The 19069-nt window shown below is 51.0% G+C and carries 15 protein-coding genes; 8 read left to right on the forward strand and 7 right to left on the reverse strand.

The window, feature by feature from the left end; translation table 11 throughout:
- The first annotated feature begins 108 nt into the window (after nt 1–108).
- The 3 genes from NST08_RS04805 to NST08_RS04815 all read left to right on the forward strand — a co-directional run bounded on the left by NST08_RS04805 (nt 109) and on the right by NST08_RS04815 (nt 4591).
- On the forward strand, nt 109–1941 hold the full coding sequence (locus tag NST08_RS04805) for an ABC transporter ATP-binding protein (protein WP_341341495.1): 1833 nt from the start codon (nt 109–111) through the stop codon (nt 1939–1941).
- Nucleotides 1910–3658 carry an ABC transporter ATP-binding protein gene (locus NST08_RS04810; RefSeq protein ID WP_341341496.1) on the forward strand — a complete coding sequence of 583 codons (1749 nt, stop codon included), beginning with the start codon at nt 1910–1912 and terminating at the stop codon, nt 3656–3658. Before NST08_RS04805 ends, NST08_RS04810 begins: the two co-directional genes overlap by 32 nt.
- A gap of 69 nt (nt 3659–3727) precedes the next feature.
- Complete coding sequence (locus tag NST08_RS04815) at nt 3728–4591, forward strand: alpha/beta fold hydrolase (protein WP_251536472.1); 864 nt, start codon at nt 3728–3730, stop codon at nt 4589–4591.
- Nucleotides 4592–5027: 436 nt separating this feature from the next.
- Here the strand turns inward: NST08_RS04815 and nhaC are convergent, their stop codons facing one another.
- The 3 genes from nhaC to NST08_RS04830 form a co-directional block, all read right to left on the reverse strand.
- On the reverse strand, nt 5028–6404 hold the full coding sequence (gene nhaC / locus NST08_RS04820) for a Na+/H+ antiporter NhaC (protein WP_341341497.1): 1377 nt from the start codon (nt 6402–6404) through the stop codon (nt 5028–5030).
- A gap of 225 nt (nt 6405–6629) precedes the next feature.
- Nucleotides 6630–7280: a nitroreductase family protein gene (locus tag NST08_RS04825; RefSeq protein WP_341034353.1), complete on the reverse strand. Its 651-nt coding sequence runs from the start codon at nt 7278–7280 to the stop codon at nt 6630–6632.
- 31 nt (nt 7281–7311) lie between these two features.
- The gene (locus NST08_RS04830) at nt 7312–8298 is read right to left on the reverse strand and encodes a DMT family transporter (protein WP_341341498.1); all 987 of its coding nucleotides are present in this window, start codon (nt 8296–8298) and stop codon (nt 7312–7314) included.
- A gap of 205 nt (nt 8299–8503) precedes the next feature.
- Between NST08_RS04830 and NST08_RS04835 the strand changes: the two genes are divergently transcribed.
- Together NST08_RS04835 and NST08_RS04840 are read left to right on the forward strand one after the other, a co-directional pair.
- Nucleotides 8504–9844, forward strand: a complete 1341-nt coding sequence (locus tag NST08_RS04835) for an aminotransferase-like domain-containing protein (RefSeq protein WP_341341499.1) — start codon at nt 8504–8506, stop codon at nt 9842–9844.
- Between the two features lie 66 nt (nt 9845–9910).
- Complete coding sequence (locus tag NST08_RS04840; protein WP_251536483.1) at nt 9911–10618, forward strand: DNA alkylation repair protein; 708 nt, start codon at nt 9911–9913, stop codon at nt 10616–10618.
- A 150-nt stretch (nt 10619–10768) separates the two neighbouring features.
- On the opposite strand, the gene NST08_RS04845 is transcribed toward NST08_RS04840, so the two are convergent.
- From NST08_RS04845 to NST08_RS04860, 4 genes are all read right to left on the reverse strand, one after another.
- Nucleotides 10769–10951 carry a hypothetical protein gene (locus NST08_RS04845; protein WP_028404457.1) on the reverse strand — a complete coding sequence of 61 codons (183 nt, stop codon included), beginning with the start codon at nt 10949–10951 and terminating at the stop codon, nt 10769–10771.
- Entirely contained in the window at nt 10932–12092 is a 1161-nt protein-coding gene (locus NST08_RS04850; protein ID WP_251536485.1) for a hypothetical protein, read from the reverse strand. Before NST08_RS04850 ends, NST08_RS04845 begins: the two co-directional genes overlap by 20 nt.
- Before the next feature lie 51 nt (nt 12093–12143).
- Nucleotides 12144–13397 (reverse strand): MBOAT family O-acyltransferase, encoded by a 1254-nt coding sequence (locus NST08_RS04855; protein WP_341341500.1) that lies wholly within the window; start codon nt 13395–13397, stop codon nt 12144–12146.
- A 394-nt stretch (nt 13398–13791) separates the two neighbouring features.
- Nucleotides 13792–14187 (reverse strand): winged helix-turn-helix transcriptional regulator, encoded by a 396-nt coding sequence (locus NST08_RS04860; RefSeq protein WP_210095637.1) that lies wholly within the window; start codon nt 14185–14187, stop codon nt 13792–13794.
- A gap of 208 nt (nt 14188–14395) precedes the next feature.
- Here NST08_RS04860 and NST08_RS04865 point away from each other — a divergent pair, with 208 nt between their 5' ends.
- The 3 genes from NST08_RS04865 (at nt 14396) to NST08_RS04875 (ending at nt 18864) form a co-directional block, all read left to right on the forward strand.
- A complete protein-coding gene (locus NST08_RS04865; RefSeq protein WP_341342611.1) occupies nt 14396–14974 on the forward strand; it encodes an NAD(P)H oxidoreductase in 579 nt (192 codons plus the stop codon).
- A gap of 231 nt (nt 14975–15205) precedes the next feature.
- Nucleotides 15206–17503: a beta-L-arabinofuranosidase domain-containing protein gene (locus tag NST08_RS04870; RefSeq protein ID WP_341341501.1), complete on the forward strand. Its 2298-nt coding sequence runs from the start codon at nt 15206–15208 to the stop codon at nt 17501–17503.
- Nucleotides 17504–17694: 191 nt separating this feature from the next.
- Nucleotides 17695–18864: a DUF4317 domain-containing protein gene (locus tag NST08_RS04875; RefSeq protein WP_007131049.1), complete on the forward strand. Its 1170-nt coding sequence runs from the start codon at nt 17695–17697 to the stop codon at nt 18862–18864.
- Nucleotides 18865–19069 lie beyond the last annotated feature (205 nt).

Here is a 19069-nt window from a genome sequence, read left to right on the forward strand (position 1 = left end):
CCGCGAAAATACTCCGTCTACTGGTAGAGAAGGAATCGATTCGACTGTACGCTAAGGATTATGGAGTTTGTTTAAATACAATAAAACTCGAAAGGTCGAGGGAGAGCTATGACAAATAAAAAGGGGATAGCCAGACTGCTGGAAATCGCCGGAGAGAAGCGCGGACTGATGATCGTCTCCGGCCTGTTATCTTCGCTTAGTGCCATTTGTATGCTGGTGCCTTACGCTTCCGTCTATTTCATTTTGAAAGAGTTGTTGGAGCACGCGGCGTCCCCGGCTTTGGCTGACGGAGCGAAGATGATCCGCTTTGGCGTTATCGCTTTGCTCGGCTTCGCAGTCGGCTTGATTACGATGTACGCAGGGGGAATGGCTTCGCATATCGCCGCTTTCCGTATTCTTTACGGTCTCAGGATCAAGCTTTCCGGCCATATCGGCAAGCTTCCGCTCGGATGGCTGACCGGCAAATCGACGGGAGCCGTCAAGAAAACGCTGGAACAAAGCGTAGAGAAAGTGGAGACGTTCATTGCTCACCAGTTACCTGATCTCGTACATGTTGCCGTGACCACGCTTCTGATGATTGCCGTGATGTTCACGCTGAATGTTTGGCTGGCGATTGCTTGCATCGTGCCGATTGTTCTCGGTTTCGCGGTTCAGATCGCGCTCATAAGCGGGTCGGAGACGAAAGAAAACCTCAAGCGGTGCTATGATTCACTGGAACGGATGAATGCTTCTGCCGTCCAATATGTGCGGGGGATGCCTGCCGTCAAGGTGTTCGGACAAACCGTACAATCTTTTCGCCAGTTTCACCAGGACATGATTCGTTACCGCGACTATGGCGTGAAATTAACGGATCAGTTTCAATACGGATCTTTAATTTTCAAGGTGATTCTTGGCTCGTTAGCCGCGTTGATTCTGCCTGTCGGCGTGTTTTTGTTAAGCCGCGATCCGGGCAGCGTCGCTTTCGCCTCTGTTCTGTTGTTTTTCCTGGTCATGGCACCGGGCATATCCGCCCCGATGTTTAAAATCATGTTCCTGGCCGAAACGATCAGGGATATTAACGAGGGCGTGGAGCGCATCGATCGCATATTGGCGGAGCCGCATGTGCCGGAGCCCGAGCATCCGAGACGGCCGACTTCATTCGATGTTACATTCGATCGCGTCTTTTTTTCGTATGGATCGGAGCATGCGGATACCGATGCGCTTGCGGACATTTCCTTTACCGCCCGCCAAGGGGAAGTGACGGCGCTCGTCGGTCCGTCAGGAGCGGGCAAATCAACCATCGCCAACCTGGTGCCTCGTTTCTGGAATGTGAACACGGGATCGATTCGCATCGGCGATGTGGATATCCGCGAAATAGCGACCCCTGATCTGATGAACACCGTTGCATTCGTGTTTCAGGAATCCTTTTTGTTTTACGATACCGTGTACAATAATATCGCGATCGGACGGCCGGACGCGCCGCCGGAAGATGTGTACGCCGCAGCGAAGGCGGCGCAGTGCCATGCATTCATCGAGGACCTTCCGCTTGGGTATGACACGCTGATTGGAGAAGGAGGCGTTTATTTGTCCGGCGGGGAGGAACAGCGGATCGCCGTGGCTAGAGCGATCCTGAAAAACGCCCCCATCCTTGTGCTTGATGAAGCGACGGCGTTTGCCGACCCGGAGAACGAGCATGAGATGCAGCTGGCGTTGAAAACGTTGATGAAAAACAAGACGGTCATCGTCATCGCGCATCGCCTGTCCACCATTCGGGATGCAGAACAAATTCTCGTCATGGACAGCGGGAGAATCGTCGAGCGGGGAAGGCATGAAGCGCTCCTCTCGGCGGGCGGCCTGTACGGACGCATGTGGAATTCCTATCGTCAAGCGGCAGCTTGGCATATGGGCAAAGGGGAGGTGGACGCTGAACATGAACATGCTGCGCAACATTACGGCGGATAATCCGCGCTCGCTCGTCAAACCTGTTTTTTACACGACGATTGCCAACCTGGCGGGGATCATTCCTTTTGCGCTGTTGGTGGAAGCGGCGAGATTGATCTTTAACCCGTTTGTCCATCCCGATATCCCGCTGGATACGGCACGACTCTGGTGGGTGTGCGGTGGGCTGGCGGCTTCGCTCGTTCTCTTGTTTGTCTGCGAAATTCCTGCTTATCGTGCCCAATACCGCGACGCATATGGTGCGGCGGCGGACGGACGGTCTCGGCTGGCCGAGCATTTGCGCAAGCTGTCTCTGGGATACCTGAACAAGCGGGATCCGGGTGATCTGGCCAATATGATAACGGGCGATTTTGCGATGTTGGAGCACGGCATCTCCCATTTGGTTCCGCAGATGATCGGGGCCGCCGTCATGCCGGTTCTGGCCTTGATCGGCCTGTCTTTCCTCGACTGGCGCCTCGCGCTTTCCCTGTTCGCGGCGATGCCTTTGGCCATCCTGCTGGTGTTCTTGACGTCCGGCATCCAGCGCAAACTCGGCTCGCAGCATATGCGGGCCAAGATCGATGCCGGAGGCCGGCTGCAAGAATACTTGAACGGTATCCGGGTGATCAAAGCCTATAACTTGACAGGAGAACGTTTTGTCCGGCTTGAAAGCTCATTCAGGGAATTGATGCGGCAGAGCATCCGCCTCGAAGGGATCGTGGGGCCCATTGTACTGAGCGCGATTGCCTGTATTCGTGGCGGTCTAACCCTGATGGTCATGGCTGGTGTTCATCTGCTGCTCGGCGGAAGCCTGGATGTCATCACATTCGTAGCGTTCCTGATCATCGGAACCCGAATCTTCGATCCGTTGATGACAGCGCTCGCCGGTTATGCGGAGCTTCGCTATCTCGAGCAGGCGGGCGGACGCATCGTGCAGCTTTTGCGGGAGCCCGTCATGCAAGGAGAGCGGCAGCCCCCTGCAAATCATGATGTCGAATTGAAGCAAGTTACGTTTGGCTACATGGATCAGCAGGTTCTCCGGGACGTGAGCCTAAGCATGCCGGCTGGTTCCTTTACCGCATTGGTCGGCCCTTCGGGCAGCGGCAAAAGTACGATTCTTCGGCTCATTGCCCGTTTTTACGACCCGGATAAGGGAACGGTGATGATGGGCGGGGAGGACATTCGTGCTATGGACCCGGAAGCATTGCTTCACAAAGTATCGATGGTGTTTCAAGATGTATACCTATTTCAGGATACGATCGCAGGCAATATCCGGTTCGGCCGAAAGGACGCAACGCGTGAGGAAATCGAGGAAGCAGCGCGGCTTGCTTGTTGTCACGATTTTATCCTGAAGCTGCCACAAGGTTACGACACGATGGTAGGTGAGGGAGGAAGCACATTGTCGGGAGGTGAAAAACAGCGGATTTCCATTGCCAGGGCGATGCTGAAAAATGCGCCGATCATTCTCCTCGATGAAGCAACGGCTTCTCTCGATCCCGAGAACGAAGCCGAGATTCAAAAAGCAATCGATCGTCTTGTTCGAGGCCGAACCGTCATCGTCGTTGCTCACCGGCTAAAGACCGTGCTGCATGCCGACCGGATTGTTGTAATGGATCATGGGCAGATCGTGGAGCAGGGCCGCCATGATGAATTGCTTTCGTCGAATGGCCTGTATGCCCGGTTATGGAGTCGGCAGCATTCGCCCCAGCAACCAGATATATTCCCTGACCACTGTCCTTAAGCTAACGGGCAGTGATGGTGAGGAAGCACGCGGTTTCTAAATTTATGAATGAGCATGGAGGCTGAGCATATGAGGGATTATACCGTGATGTTGAATGATGGCAGAAAACTTGGATGTGCAGAGTATGGTCAAATTGATGGTGAAGCGGTCTTTGTATTCCATGGAACGCCCGGAGCACGCTACCAAATCTACGCTGCCCGGCTGGAATCTATCGCACAAGAAGGCCCAGTTCCGTTGCGAATTTTCGTGCCAGAACGACCTGGGTACGGGTTATCGGATGCAAAAGCGGGAAGAACACTGGATGATTGGTGCCGGGATTTTGAAGCTTTGGCTGACGAAATTGGTGTTAAGCGGTTTTCTATTGTCGGGATTTCCGGGGGGGCGCCTTTTGCTCTTGCCTGTACGTATAGAATGCCAACACGCGTTCGGAAAACTGCCGTTATTTGTGGAATGGGTCCTATCGATATCCTTGGTCAAGAGGGGCTCTGTCTCTTTACGGAAGAAAAGGTTTGCCTTCAGGGTCCTGAATTCACCCGAGCATATATAACTAAGTTAGCAAATATGGTCAATGCTAACCCAGACCGCTTCACGGAATATTATATCGATAACCTTCCAGAATTGGATCGAAAATTAATTTCGGACGACCTGGTTCCCGTTCTTAAGCAATCCGGTATCGAAGCAACTCGGCAGGTGGAAGGAATGGTAGATGATTATGTGATTTTTGGTCAACCATGGAACATCCCACTGCAAAAAATACGCGTGCCCGTTGCGTTCTGGCATAGCGAAGACGATCATGTTGTCCCGATTCGCTATGCGGATTACCTAGCATCTATCATCCCGAACGCGAAACTGAGGCGGATGCAAGACTATGATCACTTTGGGTCGTTTTTAGCCGCACAACCTGAGCTTTATGACTTTTTAACTTTAGATTGATGTGACTTAGCCCTTTATTTCTACAGAAATAAAGGGCTAAGTCAATTGGCGTAGAGGAGGCTTGTTCGATTCTAGGGTCTTCCAAATGATTGGCGCATTCTTTCAAGTAATCTCGATACGGCTTTTATTTATGTCGCACGTCGAGTGCGGGTCGGGGCTTCCGAAGACATTGCACGTTGGAAAGAGCAGGGCACCCTCGCCGACGCCATCGCGATGACACGAAAGGAGATGTGACAGTACTGCTCAGACAATGTCAACAAATTAATCTTCACTCCCATCGGAAATGAATCAAAGCCGTTTGAGCACGCAGCGCTTATCCAGTGAGCCATACTCGGAATCCTGCGAATATGGAAGGGAACTATACCCGCATAGCTCATAATAAAAAAGGCCTTGTATCCTAATTGATAGGGTACAAGACCAGAGTTGAAGCTTGATATCACTTACTTTCTCCCAGCGAGTTTCGTTGTAATTGCGGAATCAAGGCAAAGGCGAACGTGAATATCGGACTTAACCATAAGAATGCAGCGAACGGGGTATATTCTAGTACCGGAACGCCAAGGGTGGCAGCGAAGAAAGCTCCGCTGACGCCCCATGGAATCAGAGGGTTGACGAGGGTTCCGCAATCCTCCAAGGTTCGTGACAGGGTTTTGGCCGGTATTTGTCTGCGGGTATACTCATCCTTAAACATTTGGCCCGGCAGCAGGATGGATAAATACTGCTCCCCTGTCATGCCGTTAACGGCGATCGATGATGCGCCCGTCATAAGAACAATGCTGCTGCGCCGTTTCAGCGGCTCAATCCATTTACGGAACAAGGCTTCGATGACTCCGCAGTGCTGCAGCAAGCCGCCTAATGATAAGGCGATCAGGATCAGGGACACCGACCCCATCATCGATTGCAGGCCGCCACGATTCACGATCTGAGCTACAGTCTCATTCACGATGCTACTCTTGTAACCGCCCTGCATCACGCTAAACCAGCTGCTTATCGTGGTTTGCTGTTGAACGAATGCCGTTATCAACAGTCCGGTAACGATGCCTGCTATTAATGTGGGAAGGATCGGTATACGCTTTGCCGAGCATACAATGACCGCAAGGGGTGACAGCAGCGTTAACCAGTGAAGATGAAACCCGTCTTGCAGCGACTCCTTGATGGGCTGAATAGAGCTCAAATCCATAGACCCGGTCGTCGGGATCAGAAGAAATAATATCGTTGTGATGATTAACGCAGGTACCGTGGTATACATCATATTACGAATATGGGTGAACAAAGAGATGCCGGCCACGGCAGGCGCAAAATTCGTCGTATCGGACAGCGGAGACATTTTATCCCCGAAACAGGCACCCGAGACGATGGCCCCCGCTGCCAGAGGAAGCGAAATTCCCGTCGTCATGGCGATCCCCATCAAGGCGACGCCGACCGTGCTGACCGTGGTGAACGAGCTGCCGGTGAACATCGATACCATGATGGTGACATATAAGGCGCTAACTGCAAAATAATGCGGTTCGATATAATCCAAGCCGTAATACAGTATGGTCGGCACGGTTCCGCTCATCATCCACACGGCAATTAATATGCCAATAAGCGAAAGGATCAAGATCGGCATAATCGCGGATTGTATGCCTTGTATGATAGAGGATTCAAGCTTCTTCCAGGAGAATCCGTATAAGCGTAATATGGCGGCAGTGCCGATCGTTGCGCCCAGAAGCGGGATATGAGGCTCCGCCTTGAATATAAAGATCGAAACAAACAGAAATGCTAGAATGAAAGCGATAAGAATGATGCTTTGTACAAAACCAAGCTGTCGTTCCATGATGCTGGAGCTCCTTATACATGAGGTTAGCGGCTTGAAGACATGGATCCCCATCCGCTCTTTTTTTGCTTTTTCACTTTTGTGCTTTTTGGCTTTTTTGCATTGAAGCACGTAGGTACTATAAACGATAAGATGAGATCGAGTCAATGTTATAAAAATACATTCCATAAGAAAAAGCCAACCTCCCAGCTGTACTGAGAAGCTTGGCTTTTCTGCTCTGGCATACTACACCTGGAATCCGAACCCATTCCAATGAATCTTCTCTTCGACCGGCAGTCTTACGGAAGGCCGAGCCGGCTCTGCTGCCTTGCCGATGGCAACGAGCATGACCGGCACGTACCGGTCAGGAATCGCGAAGGCCTCGATCAGTTTGTCCGGATTAAAGCCGCTCATCGGACAAGAGTCCAGTCCCATCGCTTTTGCGGCAAGCATCAGCTGCATGGCGGCAAGCGAGGCATTGGAGAAGGCCTGATCCCGCGCCCAGGTAGGTTTGTTCGTATAGGCTCCCTGGATTTGCAGGATCAGATTTGCCTTTATCTCCGGAGATAACCGACCTGCCTGCACATCCGCTTCGAATATGCTCTCCGCATTCCGGTCGGCTTGCAAATCTCCGAGGATCGCCACGGTCGCCGATGCTTCGGCGACCTGCTGTTGTCCGTTCGCAATACCAAGGAGGATGTCCTTGCTCGCTTGATCCGTCACGACGAGGAAATGCCAATGCTGCAGATTCCAGGCGGAAGGTGCTTGCGAAGCGATTCGGAGCAGTTCTTTGATTTCGTCTTCGCTCATCCGATAAGTGCGGTCATAACGCTTTACGGCATGCCTTTCTTTTGCTACGGTCAAAAAATCCTGCTTGCTATCGAGGTTTACGTTCATTTTCGATACACTCCCTTTATTTAAGTATGGGTCAAACAACATTATCCTTCGGCATGCTTCGTTCCGTATCCCGGAGCACTGCTGCCGCTTTGGGCTTTGGTCTCACATTCGTTCCAATGACGCCCGCGACAATGAGTACCGAACCGATAAGATGATAGACGGTCACGGCCTCTCCGAGTAAAAACGCTCCGGCTGCGATGGAGATGACGGTGGACAGATTGGAAAATACGCTGATCTTCGAAGCCTCGAGCTTGGAGAGCGCATAGCTGGACGAGAAGGCCGTTACCAGCGATGCCAGAATGCCGAGATACAAGATAGCCCAGATAAAATCCGGATTGGCCAGCGGTGTGAAGATTTGATTCATCGTTCCGTTGGCCGCATGATCCAACAGCGACGCCAGCCAAAAGGTCACGCACCCGATCGTCATCATAAAGCTGGTCACTTCGGGCGGCGTGAACGTACGCAGCAGGAAGCGCGATAGTACGGTATACCCTGCGGATACGAGACAAGAGAGGAACAGCAGCAGCATTCCGGCCGCATTCGTAAGATCCATGCTTGAGCCGCCTTGCATGACAAAGATCAGCACCACCCCGAATACGGACAGCAGAATGGAGAGCTTTTGCCGCAGCGTCGTGGACTCCTTCAGAAAAAATCCCGCGAGCATGGCGGTTAGGATCGGCGTGACGGCAAAAATGATGCCGCCTTCGGCAGAGGATGCATGCTTCAGACCGAACGCCTGCAAGGTGAAGAACCCCAGCGGATACATCAAAGCCAACAGAAGCAGCCTCGGCCATGGCTTGCCCTTGAGCGAAAGGCGAAATACGCCTGTAGCAACCAGAATCACAATTGCCGCGAAGGACAAGGTGAAGCGAAGCGCCAAGGTGTCGATGGCGCTTGCGTACGCCAGAGCGACTTTCGTATACATAAAAGATAACCCGATGATGGATGCGTAGATGAGAACTGCTAAATACGCAAAGGCGCGATCTCGTCGCGACTTGTTGGATCGCATGGATGACATGGATAAAACCTCCTATTAGCTACTGGTTGATGAAGCTTGCAATTGAAATCGTACGGGATTCCGGATCATGCCACAATGCGAAAAATCCATAACTGTATCGGTACAGTTACGCCCGGCTGTTGTGGTGTGGGAGTTCTTTTTTCGGTATAGTAGGGTATGAGAGGAACTTCGGGCCGATTCGAGGGCTTAGGGGGCGAGGCAAATCATGAACAAATATTCGGTGATCCTGGCGGATATCGAACAAAAGCATGCTGCTGGCGAGCTGCGACCGGGACAGAAGCTGCCATCCGTACGTCAAGCGGCCGAAGCATACGGCTGCAGCGTCAGCACGGTAATCCGGGCCTATGCGGAGCTGGAGAAACGCCACTTCATCTACTCGATTCCGCAGAGCGGTTATTATGTGGTGCAGGATGAAGAGAGAGAAACTGATATGAATCACGGGATCATTGATTTTGCCTCTTCTTCGCCCGATTTGAATGTGTTTCCTTACCGGGATTTCCAACATTGCTTGAACAAGGCAATCGACACGTACAAATACCATTTGTTTACCTATGGGGATCCGGAAGGTCTGGGGGCTTTGCGCGAAACGCTCGTGAAGCACCTGGCTGCGGACCAGGTGTTTGCCAAGGCCGGGCAGATTGTGGTAACCTCAGGCATCCAGCAGGCGCTTCACACGTTAGCGGAGATGCCGTTCCCGAGCGGCAAGCCGGCCATCCTGGTGGAGCAGCCGAGTTATAATAAGTATTTGGATTTTCTTGAGGCGGAAGGGTTGCCGGTGAAGACCATCGCCCGCACCGCGGACGGCATCGATCTGCAGCAGCTGGAGGAGATATTCCGCAGCGGCGATATTAAATGCTTCTACACGATGTCAAGGCATCATAACCCGCTTGGCACCTCATATAACGCTCGGGAGAAGCAGGCGATTGCCCGTCTGGCCGGCAAGCACGACGTGTATGTGATCGAAGACGACTACATGGCGGATTTGGGTGATCGGCGCGGGTTTGACCCGATTTTTGCGTATGACCGGAGCGGGTATGTGGTGTATTTGAAAAGCTTCTCGAAAATCATTTTTCCGGGACTGCGGATCGGCGCCGTGGTGCTGCCTGAGTCGCTTGCAGCCAGCTTTCACAAGGCTAACCAGCTAAACGGTGCTGCACTGCTCTCTCAGGCTGCGCTTGATATCTACATGAAGAACGGTATGTATGATAGGCACCGGGATAAGATCCATCGGCAGTATGAATCGAGGATGAGGACCTTACACGATGCGGTGAACAGGTATAACGAACCGGGACTGCTCGAAGTGGCGGAAGTCCGATCAGGCATATATACGCAGTTCAAAATGCCGCAGACGGTCAATCTGGAGCGGGTGGTGGAACGACTGCAGAAACGGGGCGTGCTCGTGTTGAGCGGGAAGCTGTTTTACCTGACGGACTATCGGCAGAGGGAGAAGTTTTTGCGAATCAGCATCTCCCGCGCCCGCCCGGAGCAGATTCATGAAGGCGTGCAAGCCGTGATTGAGGAAGTCAAGCGGGGAATGAATGTGTAAGGCAATCGAATTTTGCGAAAATAATGGTAATTAAATACAACTAAAATAAAGACGGGAGGTCCCACGATGAATTTTGAAACGGTGATGCAGGAGCTTGAAGCGCTCGGCAAGGAACGGCTCAAGAAAATGTACATGTCCAATGGAGCGCGCGAACCGCTGTTCGGCGTGGCGACAGGCGCGATGAAGCCCATGGCCAAGCAAATCAAGATCAATCAGCCTTTGGCCGAGGAGCTTTACGCTACAGGAAATTACGACGCCATGTACTTTGCCGGCATCATTGCCGATCCGAAAGCGATGACCGCGGCGGATTTTGAGCGCTGGATCGAGGGGGCGTATTTCTATATGCTGTCCGATTACGTGGTTGCGGTCACCCTGGCGGAAGCCGATATTGCGCAAGAGGTTGCCGATCAATGGATCGCAAGCGGCGATGAGCTGCGAATGTCAGCAGGATGGAGCTGTTATTGCTGGCTTTTGGGCAGCCGGCCGGACGCCCAGTTTGACGAAAGCAAACTCGCGAGCATGCTGGAGAGGGTGGAACAGACGATTCACGAATCTCCCGAACGCACGAAAGCCTCGATGAATAACTTTATGTACACCGTTGGGGTATCCTATCTGCCGCTCCACGATAAGGCAGTCGAGACTGCTAAGGCCGTAGGCCCGGTTGAAATTAAACGGGATAACAAAAAGAGCAGCATCGTTAACGCCTCCGAAAGCATTCAGAAGGCGATTGACAAAAATCAGCTTGGTTTCAAACGCAAATATGTAAGATGTTAAACCGTCCGGGGTGGACGAGCCTCAGAGCGAAAAGTCCGTTCGGACACCGCGGCGGGCGAAATTGCAAAACGGCATGCAGGACTGAAAGTCAGTCATTTGCACGCCGTTTTTTATGCGAGGATTTTGCAACATCCTGTTACGCATCAGATATTAGAAGTTCATATAAATAAATTCCTGCGTTTCTCCGGAAAAGAAGATAATACCAAGCACGACGGCGATCAGGACGACGGCTCCGCCGAGCGCCAGGCCGACCATGATCAGCGCCCGTACGACACGATCCGTAAGGCTGCGGGCTTTCGCTTCCGCCGATGCGTTATGGGGCTGCAATTCCATAATTGTTCATCCTCGTATACAAGATTTCGCCAAACCGGTGACTCCCTTGGTCGATCAGATGAGCCGGGTCGCGATAATATTCATGCGGAATGGTGTTGATCGGTTCTTGATTAAATTCGATAAAGGGGTAGCCTCTTGATTCTACCAGCTTCTGATAGGCGCCCATCGCTTCCGTATACTCGCTCCAATGGAACAGCTTCTTGTCAGCGATATGCTCTTTATCGAGCGGAGCGGAATAGAATACGGCTTGCTTCTGATGCTCCTCCAGCAGATCAAGCGTTTGTTCGATCATGAATAACCCGAAGCTGTGATCTGGATCGAAAGGCTTATTCCAGCGATAGAGCTCTTCGTAGTGCTGGTCGATGCCTTCCTGCTGAGCGTCATTCATGTTGTCATAAGCGGTATACATCGGCGTATAGCTTTCTTCGATCCCTTTTCTTTCATTTTCGTTCTTTTGAACCTCCTGGCGGATTTTCTCCATCGGCGTACGGGTCTTGAACAGACGGTAGCTGATCGCGTCGCGGTCATGATAGAGGGTCCATTGATTCAGGAGGCGGGACGTCACCCAATTGTGGGCATTGCTCGGAAGCGACTCGCGGTTTTTGTCCGGGAAATCAGCCAGCCAGCTGCGCGGGATGGGCTGTCCCAGCTTCTCCACCAGCGTCGGGTAGACAACAACGTACGGCTCGTTATCCGACACGACGACGATCCCATAGTTGATCTCAAACACAACATAATCAACCTTATCGATCATGGAGGCGAGCAGGGCATAGGTCTCCGTAAATCTTCCTCCGGAAATTCCGAGGTTGATCACACGGCTGTCCTTCAAATGAGCCTGAAGGACGCCGGCCGAGGTGTTCTCCCCTTTTCTTACGGTCGTGCCGAAGAGCGTGGAGGGTCCGAACATACCGATCACCCTGGTGCCGTCATCCAGATGCTTCTTCAAATATTCGACCCATAACGGCGTATAGACAATGGCATCATAGGTCGGAACGCGCAGCTCTTTCTCCGCGTATGTCACGACTTCTTGTCTCATTTCTTCGACCGCTTGATTCGCCCGAATGCTCAATCCGAGCAATCCGATCAAGGCAAAGGAGATCATCATGACAAATACGGTTTTATTCAGAATGAATTTAGGCAAGACAGCTTACACTTCCATTTCCATCCATATTCATATTCGAGTATCGACAACTTATCGCATGCCAAGCAGCCGGAGCATTAAATCCCATCCGTCTGCGATCGGCAATATGAAAAATACGCGGCTGATCGTCACCCCGAAGAATGTAAACAATATCGCGACCGTGACGGTTGCCGGCTTCAGCCATTTCGGAACGGGCTTTAAAGCAGGCTTCAGCTTCTTTACATAAAAGCGGTGCATGCACAGCATCACGCCGTGGAACATGCCCCAGACCACGAAATTCCAGGCGGCTCCGTGCCATAGACCCGAGACGGTCATCGTAGCCATCAGGTTGAAGTAAACCCGGGGAGCAGAGACGCGGCTTCCCCCGAGGGGAAAGTATACATAGCGGGTCAGCCATGAACCGAGCGAGATATGCCAGCGGTTCCAGAACTCGGCGATGCTGCGGGCCAGATAAGGGAAGCGGAAGTTCTCCGGGAGGACGATGCCGAACAAGCGTGCGGTCCCGATGGCAATGTCCGAATAGCCGGAAAAGTCAAAATAGATGACGAACGTATAGGCGATCAGCGAAATCCAGAGTCCTCCGGTATCTGTCCCGGCGATGCCGGACGCCGAATAGACAGGCTGCGCCAGGATATCAATCGATCCGGCGAGGACGAGCTTTTTGAAAAGGCCGATCCCGATCCGTATGACGCCGGTCAGCAAGTGGTCCACGTGAAATCTCGCTGTTAGCTGTGAATGAAACGTCTGAAATTGCTTTATGGGGCCAGCCACCATCGTCGGGAAGAAGAAAATGAACGACAACAGACCCTCCGGCCGATGCCCCGGCAGCGTTCCTCGTTTGCGTTCAACCAAGTAATGAATCAGCTCGAACGTAAAGTAGGAAATGCCGAGCGGGAGCACAATCTGCTCTGCCTTAGGCAAGAAGGGCTGATGAATAAAACCGAATAGATTATGTAACGTATCCAGCATCATATTCGTGTACTTGAAATAGCCAAGGACCAGAATGGCGGTAAGGATTCCTACGGGATAAATCCATCGCCTGCCCCATTTCGCTGCAGATTTCACGACAATAATCGCGATGACAACTTCCGCAAGCAACAGGAACAGGTAAGCACCTGCAAAATTGTAGTAAAAAGCGACACCTGAGGCAAACAGCACCCAAGGTCTGACACGTTGCGGCACGAGGTGGTACGTGACGACAGCCACGAGCACGAACAGCCAGTAAAACCAATCCGTATACATCATAATTTTTCCGTATCCACCATCCAAGCCGTCAAAAATACGTAATTTTATACCCTTGTTCATGTTACACGATCCACAAGTCGAAGCCTATGGAAATTTTATGAACAAGCTTCATATATTGACGAATGATACATCAAAGTGAAAGACTCAGGCTATGAAGGCTTCGTGAGCTAACCGCCACCCGGGTATTTACGGGGGCAGTTAATACGAAGTGCGGCAGCCGTCTTGCCAATTTCCTATCAGAGGCCGTTACATGATGATGCCTTGAGGAAAGCACAGCACATAGAGTAGACGGATCCATTTCAATAAAAGTTGCAACCGGGTATAGGTCAAGAGAATCGTCTACAAAGGTTGTTGTGAAAAAAACCTGCTCTTAAACCGGCAGGTTATGTTTTCGTTACGTATCAAGTATCAAGCAGTCCCAGTTTTTCATGGCTCGGAGAGTACACTTAAAGGCTTATTTCTCCTCCGTACGGCAGCCTTGGAATTCCTCCAAAACCTTGGATTTGTCTCCGTACATCTTATCCAGGTGATCCTCTCCCCAATAGCATAACAGGTCCAGCGCGGGCTTTAATCCCCAGCCGTAAGGCGTTAGCTCATACTCCACTTTAGGCGGAACCTCGTTATATACCTTCCGTGTCACGATCTCATCCTTTTCCAGGCCTCTGAGCTGGGTGGTCAGCATTTTTTGGGTAATGCCGGGCATTAACCGGCGAAGCTCAGACGTACGTTTCCGCCCTGTCATTAGATGGTAGATGATTAAAGGCTTCCATTTTCCTCCCATGACCTCTAAAGCCGCTTCCACACCGACTTGATATTTTTTTCGAGCGCTGTTGTTTACCGGTTCCGTCATCTCTGGTCCTCCAATCCCGTTTATCCATTGCTCAGGCCAAGATTCAAGGGATTCCCCTAGGGAACTTCCGTGTTCCTATGGCACATGTATCTTCCTATAGCACATCAAAGTGCGTACTTCCGGATCATTTTCCTACTGTTTATAATAACAGCAGCCATGGGTCATGGCTACAAATCAGCTGCTGAAGAAAGGTAGTGAAGATATAAGCATGAGAGTACTAACCGTTGTTTCCCACCCGAGAAAAGATTCCTTGACCTTTAAGGTTGCCGATCGTTTCGTACAAGGTCTTGCCGAGGCTGGCCATGACTATGAGATATTGGATTTGCACGGGATTGGTTTTGATCCTGTCCTGACAGGCGCAGATGAACCCGATTGGTCCGCTTCGGTACAGACCTTTTCCCCTGAAGTGGAAAAGGAAATAAGGCGGCTGAAGGAGCATGATGCGTTGGCATTGATTTTCCCCGTTTGGTGGTGGCATCTGCCGGCAATGCTAAAGGGGTATATTGACCGTGTATGGAACAATGGGTTTGCATACGGTGCGAACAACCTTCATCACCAGCATGCCTTGTGGATTGGCTTGGCAGGCGCTTCGGAAGAACAGATGAACAAGCGCAGCTACGGTGAGATGATTACGCATCTGCTGAATGTGGGAATCGCAGGTTATTGCGGTATTTCCAATTCCAAGGTTGAATTCTTATATGAGACTCTGGAATCCGGGCCTGCTCATTACGACATGCTGTTGGACCAAGCTTATCGTTTAGGTTTGAATTATGGCAAAGATCATTAAGCTCAGCAGTTCCTTCTATATGACGTAGAAGGGACTGTTTTTTTATAAATGGAATACCAGCACTGAAGTTGAGTTTTCTGTAATGGGTGTTAATGTTACGGCTAACGATCCATGGCTTTGTGTGAAATTTTATAAAAAAATGGTTGGGTTCTTTCATCGTTCATCTCGCATGCAGAAGGTAAACTGGAATGTATGAGTGTTAAATTGGTGGACTTGTGGGGAGATGATACAATGCCAAAGACCGAACTGTTGGAAGGTATTTTTAAAGAATCGCAAGAAACGGGAAAAGGATATTTACTTCATCTGGATGTCGATCGATTAATGGCCCCTTGTTACGAGGCGGCCTCATTAGAGCCGAAAAAACCGCGATACGGCGGATGGGAAGAGACACCGATTGCAGGACATTCCATCGGGCACTGGCTGTCCGCAGCCGCAGCCATGATTGATGCAACGAGCGACGAGGATTTGCTTAAGAAGCTGGTCTATGCAGTTAACGAATTAGCTTATGTGCAGTCGCATGATCAGGATGGTTATGTGAGCGGATTTCCCCGCGATTGCTTCGATATCGTATTTACCGGCGACTTTGAAGTTCATAACTTCAGCCTTGCCGGATCATGGGTGCCTTGGTACAGTCTGCACAAAATTTTTGCAGGGCTGATCGATGCTTACCGATTGACTGGAATCGAGCAGGCGCTTGAGGTCGTGATCCGACTTGCGGACTGGGCCAAAAAGGGAACGGATCGACTGACGGACGAGCAATTCCAACGCATGTTAATCTGCGAGCATGGCGGAATGAATGACGCTATGGCTGATCTGTATCGCCTGACGAATAACCACGCATACCTAGAGCTTGCGATCCGGTTCTGTCACCGGGCAATCCTTGAACCACTGGCCCGCGGTGTGGATGAACTTGAAGGAAAGCACGCCAATACGCAAATTCCGAAAGTCATCGGCGCTGCCAAGCTATATGAGATCACAGGCGACGATTTCTATCGGAAGGCCGCAGAATTTTTCTGGAAAGAGGTTACGCGCAACCGCTCCTACATCATCGGAGGCAACAGCATCTTCGAGCACTTCAGGGCTGCGAACCAGGAGAAGCTTGGTGTTGAGACCGCTGAAACCTGTAATACCTACAATATGTTGAAGCTTACAGGCCACTTGTTCAGCTGGTCGCAAGATGCGGAATACATGGATTTCTACGAACGGGCCTTATATAATCATATTCTTGCATCACAGGATCCGGATACCGGCATGAAAATGTATTTCGTATCCACGGAGCCGGGCCATTTCAAAGTATATGGAACTGCTGAACATTCGTTCTGGTGCTGTACAGGCACCGGTATGGAGAATCCGGCTCGTTATACGCATGAAATCTATCATGCCACGTCGAATGCGATTTACGTGAATCTGTTCATCGCCTCCAAAGCAACCTTCGACGATCACCAGGTCGTCATCCGACAGGAAACAGAGTTTCCGAAACAATCGCGAACTAGACTCATTATAGAAGAGGCGAAGGCTGCTCATTTCAAACTTTGTATCCGTATTCCGCAATGGACCGCCGGAGCGGTAACGGCCGTGGTGAACGGGAGTGAGATCTATGCTGATGCGGAGCCCGGATATCTCAATATCGAGCGGGAGTGGAATGCTGGGGATACGATTGAAGTAACCTTACCAATGGAGCTTCGCTTGTACCATGCCAAAGATGATGCGAAAAAGGTAGGCATCCTGTATGGCCCAATCGTACTTGCGGGTGCGCTGGGCACGGAGGCGTTTCCTGACAGTGATATCGTGGACAATCATACGAAGCTGCATCAGCATCCATTAATTGAGGTTCCGATATGGGTCTCAGATGAGCCGGATATCCGGCAATGGATTAAGCCTGTTGACGGGGAGGCATTGACGTTCGTCACGGAGCCTGTCGGGCAACCCGGCAATTCGCGGGTGAGACTGATCCCTTTCTACGCCCTGCACCATCAGCGATATACGATTTATTGGAATCTACTGACTGAAGAGGAATTCAAGAACTATGAGAATAGCGAGCGGGCTGAGAGGGAACGGCTGAAGGCCATTACGGTGGATGTCGTCCATCCTTATCAACAGCAATCCGAGGTTGATCACCATATGAAGTCCGAGCAATCGAGGTCAGGCTATTCCGTTTACGCTCAATGCGGCTACCGAGATGCGATAGGCAGCGGATATTTTAGCTATCAAATGTCGGTTCTGCCTGATCAACCGATGTTGTTGCAGGTGACCTACTTCAGCCGCGAAGGAGCAGCTCATGTTGACGGAAGGCTGATGGAGCGGGATTTTGAAATTTGGATAGATGACCATGTGATTGCACGGCAGAGGCTGGAGGGGACGCAGGGGGAACATCTCTTTAATGTGACTTATGAAATCCCCATCCGCCTGACGGAAGGAAAACGGAGTGTCGAAGTCAAGTTCGCATCGGCAAATGGGAAATTGGCCGGAGGGGTATACGGCGTTCGAATGATCGACCGGGTTCAAATGGAGAAGTTTGTGACGAAATAGGGAAAAGTGGACCGTTCGAGAGCAGGATTTTGGCAAGTAGAATTAAGTTGTCGTTGGGCGATAGCTTCACAGATGGTTGGCTCTGACTGAACAGGCGTCATGGTTATAAAACCCTTCCCTTCTGGCGAAGGGTTTTTAATTCGTTTATACTGGTAGAGCCAATTTACTTTCTAGGAGTTGTCTGCCGAGCTATGAATAAGAAAGAAGTCGCACATATACGCAAGCAGTTTAAGATGGATAATGATTTGCTGAATATTGAGGACATTCTCAACGTGTACATTATGAAGGAAACGAACGAAATCTATCACTGGGAGCGGCTGCCGTTTGGTCTGCTGGATCGAGAGAAGCAGGAACTGCATATGGGCAATTTCAAGAAGCTGCTGACCGGTGAGCTGGATCATAAGCTGTTTGAATTGAAGTTTCAGGAGGAGGCAGGGGAACCTACGCGGGTGATGCTTCATCAAGGCTTGTCGACAGGAGATCCGGAAGAATGGCAGGACCTGATGCTGATGCTGGTGGATAAAATGATGGCGGATACCAAGTATGAGCGAGATACGGTGATCACCTTCGTTCGCGGGCAATATTACCGGCCGACCAAGGCCCGGAATGAGGAGGCTGAGGAGAGCGAGAAGGATGAGGTGTTCGGGCACCCGTTCATTCTATGCAGCGTGAATTCCACGGAGAAGCAGCGGAAGACGCTCTTGTTCGATTATGTGGAGAAGGAATTCAAGTACAATGTCATGGTGGACCCGGTTATCAAATTGAGTTCGCCGGAGCAAGGGTTCTTCTACCCCAGCGTGACGGACAATTACTCGGATGTGAACCGCGTTCTGTATTGTACGGGAAAATCCAATTTTCCGGATCAGGATTTCATCGAACAAGTCCTGAATGCTGAGAGGTCCATGACCGCAATGGAGGAGAGGGGCATCTTCGAAGAAATCGTGAAGGAAGTGGCTGGCGAACAGCTGGACTCGGCTACCCTCGCGCAGGTGTATGAGGAGATCAACCATGTCATTGAAAGCCACCAGGAGGAGGAAGAGCCTCCGAAGCTGGATTATAAAGATGTGGAACGCGTGCTGACCGTAAGCGGCGTAGAGAACGTGACGCCGGAAAAAGTAGAACAAGCGTTTCAAACGGTTGTCGACGATACGAATTATGAACTGAAGGCCAGCAGCGTGATGCCGAAATTTTCGTCGAAATCGATTAAGATCGATACCAAGGTAGCCACGATTTCGATCAGCCCGCAGGATTTACGATATGTGAAGCAGGTGAATTACCAAGGGAGACGCTGCATCCTGATTGAGGTCGATGAAGATGCCGTCATTGAAGGCTTTACGCTTAGTACGGAAACGCTATTATAGATTTATAGACTCGTTCATCGTACGCTAGTATATAATAAAGTGGAGTGAGGATGCTGGTAATATCCTCACTCCTGACAACAGCCGCTTTTAAGGGCGGCAGGCTGTACAAGGTTCAGAAATAGGTCGTTACCCTTGCCTGGGGAGTCCTATTTCTTTTTATTTTGGTTCAGTGCTAAGATTAAATATGACCATAATCATGGTATGA

It is taken from the genome of Paenibacillus sp. FSL K6-1566 (assembly GCF_038050475.1).
Classification (GTDB): Bacteria; Bacillota; Bacilli; order Paenibacillales; family Paenibacillaceae; genus Paenibacillus_AQ; species Paenibacillus_AQ lactis.